Genomic DNA, 6,776 nt, shown 5'->3' with positions numbered 1-6,776 from the left:
AACGCTTCATCCTTTTTCTCAAGGCGACCATAAACATCAGCCAAGTGATCAGGTGCAAGCTTTGCCGCTAGCTGTTTTTCTGCTTTAACAGCCTTCACATATTCTTTACGCAAACGCCCATTCAAGCGCGCCGCATGCTGGTCATAAAAACCTACATCACAAAGGCATGGTGCCAAACAAAGCAACCGATTATTCAAATCATAAACCCGTAAATCTTGATGCAAATTATCCGGATCAAAGCGTACAATCACCTTTTTCCCCGCATGCTCATTCAACGCCCGCGCCCAATAACGATTGCCATAAAAATGGATCTCGCCCGTACCCTTTTGCGCACGCAATGCTTCTGAGGTTAAAAGCCATAAAGCCCGTTGTGCTGCCGTTGCTTGCCGAATAATCGTCCCCTCTGCTTGCAAGCTCTCAGTAAAGGTCTCATCAAAACTGCGCCCCGCACAATTAACCGCCTTACGCCCCGCTTGCGCATTATGCGCCACAATTTGCGCCCCAACATGGGCTTTAAACGCTTCAAATCCTATCGCGCGCTTGCCATAATCTTCAGGCTTGGCATCCGGTTTATTGCCCGTATAAGCCCCCGCACAAAAGGGATGTTTAGAAATCGCTTCTGCCAGATCACGCCATGCCCGCTCAATCGGTTTAGACTGTCCGCTATAAGGGGTGGTCCATTGCAACTGCACACCCAAACTCGTCAAAAGCCCTTGCGGATCATCCGGCTTAATCTTAAAACGAAAGCGGTTTTGCACACCTCCAGAAATCCATTTGCTGGTAAAGGCACGCCCATTATCCAAGGTCATACGCTCCGGTATGCCATAAGCTTCCACCATATCCCCAATCACCAAACGAACGATTTCCCAACTCTCAGCATCCGATAAGCGCCACGATAAAATCTTGCCCGAATAAAGATCTTGAATGGCAATCAGATAAAGCCGCACAGGCTTCTCTGTCCAAGGAACATTCACAAAAACATCCAGCTTATGCCCGTCCATATTCACTGCTTGCAGTGCATGCAGGCTGGAGCGATCACGCCGTTGGGCTGGATAAAGCTTTTTTGCCTTTTCTTCTCCCTCACGCGCTAAAACCACAACAGCCTTAGAAATTTGCGCCTTAAAACGACGCCGCAATGCCCGCTCAGAAGGAATGGGCTCAAAACCCCACTCCTGCGCAACCGAAACCATGCGCCGATAACACGCCGAAAAAGCAGGTTTAGAGGGGCGCAAATAATCCGAACAAAAAACCTCCCACGCCCCATCATGACACGGCGCAAATTGCGAAACATTCTCCTCACCATAACAAGGCGCTAAAGCTGCCAACCAATCAGGGCGCTCATACCCTTCAACCATCTGCCGCCAATTAAAAAGCGACATCCGGCTCACACCAAATTGCACCGCACTCAAACTTGCCGCATCATGCACACCCATACCAGAAACAAGCAAATCTTCCCAAAAGCAAAGTGCCTTCAAACGCTCTTCACAGCGCCTTTTATGCGCCTTGGAAAGCCCTTCATAACGCACCCAAATACTTGTCTTTTGTTCCCCTTGCGTTTGTTTCACATCAACACCCACTCCAAACCGCACCAACAATGCCGCCCGCGCCCCCTCCGGCAATAAGGAAATGTGATACTCCCAAACCGGCTTCGTTTTGCCTCCCACTTTCCTCGCAAGTTCAGAGTTTTTTCTCCAATATGCCCGTCCGTGGTTTTCAAGACTTTTATATGTTTTCGGCAACCCTGGCAAAGCTGCTTCAGCCAATTCGGCAATACTAAACCATTCTTTCATGGCTGCCCCCTTTTAATTTGCACCGGCGTTGCGCGCATGGCTTTCAATTGCGCTGCAATCTCCCGCTGTTCCTGCTGCAACCGCGCAATCTCTGCTAAACGCGCCTCATCTCCTTGCAACAGCAACAATCCATCTTCACTCACCACCTCATCCCAGAGCCAAAATGCCTCTGTCGCCCGCACAAAGGCTTTAAACCGCGGCAGAGAAATATCCACCTGCTTACTTTCCGCCACATACGCATCCAAACTGGCCTTACTTAAACACCCAATCCCTAAATAATGCGCCATACGCTCCGCAATCACACTGCGCTCATGCCGACATTCTCTCAAAGCCCGCGCCATCGCACGCTTAATGCGTGAGCGAAACCGCCCTAAATCAATCTGCGCAACGGGTTCACGGCAGGGAAAAACCGGCTTTTGGAAAAAATCAAGCTGCCCGCAACCATGCCTCTTCATGCCTGCTCCTCCCCCCGTTCTCTTGCAAGATAATCACAAAACCGCGCCTTTGTCTGCGCATCTGCTCTCTGCCACACCCCTAATAACTGCGCAAAAACCCGTTCCTGTTCATTAATTTGCGGCGGCGTATTAACCCCATTGACCAAATCAACAGCCCGTCGTAAATCCCCATCAACCTGTTGCAAAGCAATTGCCACCCGCCGTTGCGCAACCGGCTCCATCTTGGCTAATTTCAACAATTGCGCTTGATTATCCGCCAATGCTGTCCCCCGCAAAACAGACCGCAACTCCGGCTGTAGATGTTGGGCAATACAGTTAAGACGTTTTACAACATCTTGAGAAAAACCAATGCGGTCCGCCACATGTTTGGCAAAAGATAAAACTGTCCTTTTGTCATTTTCTCCACTCGCATGAGCAATTGGTGCAACTTGCACCAATTGCTCAAAATTTGCATCCTCACCGATCAAAGGGTAAACTTTACCCTTTGCCACTTTGTCCTTTGTATATTGATTACTACCGTCCCCACCACGCTTAATTTCCCCATACTTCTTTTCCCACAATTCGCGGTAAGTCTGGACAAAAAGCGCACGATCAATAACAGACAATTCATTGCGAAAGAGGTTTTCAGCTACTTCTAAAAGCGCAGCATTCTCTTTATCCGCCTGCACCACAACCGCATCAATTTCGCTATAGCCCAAAAGCTCCGCAGCCCTCAGCCGGTGTGCACCAGCAATCAGCGTGTAATTGCCCTCTTTAGCATTGGGGGTATGGCGCACCGTAATCGGATTCATCAATCCCTCCCGCGCCATTGATTGTGCAAGTGCCTTGGCATGCTCAACATCTACAGGGCGTATACGTTCGGGAACAACAATCAAATCTAAAGCAATCTCTTGAAACTGTGCCATCACGCCGCCGCCTTTCTGATCTCTTTAAAGAACAAATCCATCGCACGCCCTGCCCATCTTCGATAAGCTTTCGCAAAAACGGGTTCTTCCAAACGCCGGTTAATCACTTGCATAGATAGAGAAATAGAAGTCCGCTGACGTGCCTGTATCGCAACAATACGCCGCCGTGGCACCTCAAACTGATAATGCAAAATATGAATAACAATCTGTCGTGCTAACGCCGCATCAAATAAGCCATGCGGTGGGTCAATAATATACCGGATTGGCAGATGCTTAAATCCACTACTCACGGCTTTTAAAGAACAAGAAAGCATCACCTGTAAACGTTCAACTTCTGAATAAGGATTAACGATATCGCTTCTGGCATCTGGGGTCCATAAATTACAAGCAGCAACCATAACCACCCCCTATAAAAACAATATGACCACCATCTAATCGCCAGAACCAATCCGTCCAAACGGCTGTTCTATGATGCAACTCTATGCAATTTATCTTGCCTATTTCGTACTGATCTTTAGACATTGATAAACCTTTTTATCTTATGGTATTTAAATTCATGGCAAATGCGCAAAAACGCAAAGCCGTGTAACGAAGTTCAAGCAGCATTACCGCGCAAAGCAGAATGCGCACGTGAATCTGTGTTGGCATGTTTTGCTGCTTTAAAAATGCGACGGCGACTTTTGGGGTAGCGGTCGCTAAAAACCTGCTCGACGGGCAAACCGATAAAATCGGCAATAGCACGTTCGGCTTTCTCGTTAGACCGTGTCCAGATATGTTGAACACTGGATGACGATAGTTGATAAGCTTTCGCGAGCTCCGCCAAGGTCATATTACGGCGGCGTAGCTCAGCTAAAATACTATGGCGATCCCAAACTTGTGTGGTTGTCATAAACTTCGCTCCTGCTTTAAACGGATGCTCCCACATCCGTTTTTTGTGGGGTTAATTGTAGAATATCTGCCCTCAATATCGGGCGGTAATTAGAGATATAATTCGCTTTTGTGAATTAGTCAACCTAAATGTGGATTAGGAGTAATTTTTTTTGGGACGACCTAAAAAAGAACCTAAAACAGAACTGGCAAAACGATTACGTGAAGTACGTCTTGTCCTTGGTTTTTTGGAACGCAAACAGTTTGCTGATCATCTTGCAGTACCTGAAAGTACTATGAGTAACTACGAAACTGGCTTGCGCGAACCACCTGTATCAATGTTGGTAATTTACAAAAATATTTTTGGTGTATCTGTGGAATGGCTAGCTACAGGTGAAGGCGAAATGTTTACAGACGTAGCAAAGGCGAAAACAGCTGGTTTTAAACCACAAACTATTCCTGCTGGTCTCATGAAAAAACTCGGTCGCATAGCTTATACAACCTATCGCGATGCAAATATAAAACTCCCCCCTGAAGATATAGCGGAATTAGCGGCAGAGCTTTGTATAAAGTTGCAAGAGCTTGTTCAAGACATCAACGACATGGAAGAGGTCGAAGCGACTTTCCCTCTTCTTAAAATTCATTTAAAGCGTCAAATAGAAGCTGAAAGAGTACATCTAGAAACTACACAAGATACGGCTTAATGCCTCTTTAATATGACACGACAAAGAAATGAACCAAAAACCCCATTAGCAAGACGCCTCATAGAGGTAAGAAAGCTTGTAGGCTTATCTCGTGATATATTTTCTCTTAAAATTGGTATTAGTATTCAAGGGCTTGGCAATTACGAACGCGGTGATAGAACCCCAGACGCAACCGTTTTAACATCATATGGAGAAAAATTTGGGATCAACCTAAATTGGCTTTTGACTGGTGAAGATGAAATGTTCATAAACATGATGAAAACTCAGTCTTTCAATATATCTCCACCAGCTATCCCTGCTGGTCTCATGAAAAAGCTTGGTCGCATAGCTTATACAACCTATCGCGATGCAAATATAAAGATCCCTCCTGAAGATATAGCGGAACGCGCGGCGGAACTTTATGGAAAACTGCAAGAGCTTGTTCAAGACATCAACGACACGGAAGAAGTCGAGCTTATTTTACCTCTTCTAAAATTGCATTTAAAGCGTCAAATAGAAGCTGAAAGAGTACATCTAGAAACTACACAAGATACGGCTTAATGCCTCTCTAAAATGAAAAATACAGGCGCGTTTCTCTTTACATTAAGAAAATGAAATAATACATTGTTTTTAAAGAATTATATTTACAAAAAATAGAAACGCGCCATATGGCGCATATCTTTTTTGCTTTTTTTGTCATTTTTGGTTGGTTTTGGAGTCGATTGAACTTTTGGAGTGATTTTTTTCACAGGGTCTTCAAAGGCGGTTTTCTGGGCTTTCACAGACTTTTCAAAATTTTTCACAGGGTTTTCAAAGACCTTTCAAAGCCTTCTTTCATTTTTACCATGAAAACGCACTTTTTTCTGATTTTCACTCTTTTTCGCTCTTTTTTACAATTTTAGGTGTCAAAATCTATTTTGACAAAACGCGCTTTTAATGCTAAATTTTATACATAAAAACAACAAATTATCACGTATTCCTACCTAATCCCACCTTTTCCCACTTAGTACAAAACCTAGTGTCAAACTACAACTGTAGCTAGCCAGCAGGTTTTGTATATTTTGCCACTAGGTTTTGTACCAATTCATTTTTTTTCAAAGAGTTTTAAAGGTGTTCTCAAAGGGTCTTCAAAGACCTTATCTAAAGGGTATTTAAAGCTCCCTTTAACGCGTTTTTCTGCTCCTATTTTTCCAAATCACTAAAGCATGTAAAATCGGATTGAAAGGCAAGGGGAACGATTCCTGTCGGACCATGGCGTTGTTTTGCTATAATAACCTCAGCTTTGCCCTTGGCTTGCTCCATTGCCTCTTGCCATTTGCTATACTCAGAGGTGCCTTCTTTGGGTTCTTCATTTTTGAGATAATATTCTTCACGATAAACGAACAGAACAATGTCGGCATCTTGCTCGATTGAACCAGATTCACGTAAATCGGATAATTGTGGACGTTTATCGGTTCGGTTTTCAACTTGACGTGAAAGTTGTGACAGAGCAATGATGGGAATATTGAGTTCTTTTGCAAGTGCTTTTAATCCGGTGGTAATGGCTGTAATTTCTTGAACGCGATTTTCTAATGAACGCTTTGAACCACTTGTCATGAGTTGGATATAGTCGATAATCAAAACATCTAAACCATGTTGTCGTTTCAGACGCCTTGCACGGGCGGCCAATTGTGCAAGGGAGACACCCCCCGTTTGATCAATATAAAGAGGGATTGTTTGTAAGGAACGCATTGCGTGAATAATTTTTGCAAATTGCTCTTCTGAGATATTACCACGGCGCATATCCGAAGAAGAAACCTTTATTTGTTCGGAAATAATACGAGTTGCAAGCTGTTCAGTTGACATCTCAAGTGAGAAGAAACCAACAATACCCCCTTCATTGGCTTGGCTGTTATCACGCTTACAAGCATTAGCAATATTAAAAGCAATATTGGTAGCAAGTGATGTTTTACCCATCCCAGGGCGTCCAGCAAGGATAATTAAATCAGATGGTTGTAATCCTCCCATTTTTTCATCAAGGGTTTTGATATGGGTAGCTATCCCTGAAAGCTGTGAGGAACGCTTTTTCGCAGCGCT

At 44.5% G+C, this 6,776-nt stretch carries 10 protein-coding genes; 2 read left to right on the top strand and 8 right to left on the bottom strand.

Going from position 1 to position 6,776, the window contains the following annotated elements; genetic code table 11:
- From ACFIO3_RS06675 to ACFIO3_RS06650, 6 genes are all read right to left on the bottom strand, one after another.
- A partial coding sequence (locus ACFIO3_RS06675) for a transposase domain-containing protein (protein WP_375704228.1) occupies positions 1-1,790 on the bottom strand: 1,790 nt, incomplete at its 3' end.
- Positions 1,787-2,245 carry a hypothetical protein gene (locus ACFIO3_RS06670; protein ID WP_208435989.1) on the bottom strand — a complete coding sequence of 153 codons (459 nt, stop codon included), beginning with the start codon at positions 2,243-2,245 and terminating at the stop codon, positions 1,787-1,789. The genes ACFIO3_RS06675 and ACFIO3_RS06670, both read right to left, overlap by 4 nt.
- Positions 2,242-3,150 carry a ParB/RepB/Spo0J family partition protein gene (locus ACFIO3_RS06665; RefSeq protein ID WP_375704227.1) on the bottom strand — a complete coding sequence of 303 codons (909 nt, stop codon included), beginning with the start codon at positions 3,148-3,150 and terminating at the stop codon, positions 2,242-2,244. Before ACFIO3_RS06665 ends, ACFIO3_RS06670 begins: the two co-directional genes overlap by 4 nt.
- Positions 3,150-3,548 carry a hypothetical protein gene (locus ACFIO3_RS06660; RefSeq protein ID WP_375704226.1) on the bottom strand — a complete coding sequence of 133 codons (399 nt, stop codon included), beginning with the start codon at positions 3,546-3,548 and terminating at the stop codon, positions 3,150-3,152. The genes ACFIO3_RS06665 and ACFIO3_RS06660 overlap by 1 nt, the downstream gene beginning before the upstream one ends.
- Positions 3,532-3,672: a hypothetical protein gene (locus tag ACFIO3_RS06655; protein WP_375704225.1), complete on the bottom strand. Its 141-nt coding sequence runs from the start codon at positions 3,670-3,672 to the stop codon at positions 3,532-3,534. Before ACFIO3_RS06655 ends, ACFIO3_RS06660 begins: the two co-directional genes overlap by 17 nt.
- Before the next feature lie 73 nt (positions 3,673-3,745).
- Positions 3,746-4,039 carry a helix-turn-helix domain-containing protein gene (locus ACFIO3_RS06650; protein WP_375617385.1) on the bottom strand — a complete coding sequence of 98 codons (294 nt, stop codon included), beginning with the start codon at positions 4,037-4,039 and terminating at the stop codon, positions 3,746-3,748.
- Between the two features lie 151 nt (positions 4,040-4,190).
- Here ACFIO3_RS06650 and ACFIO3_RS06645 point away from each other — a divergent pair, with 151 nt between their 5' ends.
- Together ACFIO3_RS06645 and ACFIO3_RS06640 are read left to right on the top strand one after the other, a co-directional pair.
- Positions 4,191-4,721 carry a helix-turn-helix domain-containing protein gene (locus tag ACFIO3_RS06645; protein WP_375704224.1) on the top strand — a complete coding sequence of 177 codons (531 nt, stop codon included), beginning with the start codon at positions 4,191-4,193 and terminating at the stop codon, positions 4,719-4,721.
- A 12-nt stretch (positions 4,722-4,733) separates the two neighbouring features.
- Positions 4,734-5,261, top strand: coding sequence for a helix-turn-helix domain-containing protein (locus ACFIO3_RS06640; RefSeq protein WP_375694578.1), 528 nt, complete (start codon positions 4,734-4,736; stop codon positions 5,259-5,261).
- Positions 5,262-5,344: 83 nt separating this feature from the next.
- Here the strand turns inward: ACFIO3_RS06640 and ACFIO3_RS06635 are convergent, their stop codons facing one another.
- Together ACFIO3_RS06635 and dnaB are read right to left on the bottom strand one after the other, a co-directional pair.
- Positions 5,345-5,503: a hypothetical protein gene (locus ACFIO3_RS06635; RefSeq protein ID WP_375704223.1), complete on the bottom strand. Its 159-nt coding sequence runs from the start codon at positions 5,501-5,503 to the stop codon at positions 5,345-5,347.
- 379 nt (positions 5,504-5,882) lie between these two features.
- On the bottom strand, positions 5,883-6,776 hold an 894-nt coding region (gene dnaB, locus ACFIO3_RS06630), incomplete at its 5' end, for a replicative DNA helicase (protein ID WP_375704222.1).

The organism is Bartonella sp. AD328YNZD (assembly GCF_042196425.1).
Note: the sequence above shows the minus strand (reverse complement) of the source record. Positions and strands in the feature narration are given on the sequence as shown.

Bases quoted from the DNA above. Each gene is read 5' to 3' on its own strand.
- ACFIO3_RS06655 (WP_375704225.1), bottom strand. From the start codon at position 3,672: ATGTCTAAAGATCAGTACGAAATAGGCAAGATAAATTGCATAGAGTTG.
- ACFIO3_RS06650 (WP_375617385.1), bottom strand. From the start codon at position 4,039: ATGACAACCACACAAGTTTGGGATCGCCATAGTATTTTAGCTGAGCTA.
- ACFIO3_RS06665 (WP_375704227.1), bottom strand. From the start codon at position 3,150: ATGGCACAGTTTCAAGAGATTGCTTTAGATTTGATTGTTGTTCCCGAA.
- ACFIO3_RS06640 (WP_375694578.1), top strand. From the start codon at position 4,734: ATGACACGACAAAGAAATGAACCAAAAACCCCATTAGCAAGACGCCTC.
- ACFIO3_RS06660 (WP_375704226.1), bottom strand. From the start codon at position 3,548: ATGGTTGCTGCTTGTAATTTATGGACCCCAGATGCCAGAAGCGATATC.
- ACFIO3_RS06670 (WP_208435989.1), bottom strand. From the start codon at position 2,245: ATGAAGAGGCATGGTTGCGGGCAGCTTGATTTTTTCCAAAAGCCGGTT.